The sequence below is a fragment of the Actinacidiphila sp. bgisy145 genome (assembly GCF_057708125.1).
Window position 1 is genome coordinate 1 of record NZ_JBYIRL010000133.1, and the last position, 593, is coordinate 593.

1 rRNA gene is annotated in these 593 nt (G+C 57.3%); it reads right to left on the reverse strand.

From position 1 onward, the window contains the following. Positions 1-593 (reverse strand): 23S ribosomal RNA (locus tag AC3ERT_RS36630); the annotation flags it as partial.

Genomic DNA, 593 nt, shown 5'->3' on the forward strand with positions numbered 1-593 from the left:
ATCACCAGAAGTGGCCCCCCTTCTCCCGAAGTTACGGGGGCATTTTGCCGAGTTCCTTAACCATAGTTCACCCGAACGCCTCGGTATTCTCTACCAGACCACCTGAGTCGGTTTAGGGTACGGGCCGCCTTGAAACTCGCTAGAGGCTTTTCTCGACAGCATAGGATCATCCACTTCACCACAATCGGCTCGGCATCAGGTCTCACCCACAAGAGGGACGGATTTACCTACCCCTCGGGCTACACCCTTACCCCGGGACAACCACCGCCCGGGCTGGACTACCTTCCTGCGTCACCCCATCACTTACCTACTACAAGTCCGGTTCAGCGGCTCCACCACTCCCCCTCACTCCGAAGAGATCAGAGGCGGCTTCACGGCCTTAGCATCGCTCGCCTCAGTACTGGGCGCTTCAAAGCGGGTACCGGAATATCAACCGGTTGTCCATCGACTACGCCTGTCGGCCTCGCCTTAGGTCCCGACTTACCCTGGGCAGATCAGCTTGACCCAGGAACCCTTAGTCAATCGGCGCAAGAGTTTCCCACTCTTGTATCGCTACTCATGCCTGCATTCTCACTCGTGAACCATCCACCACT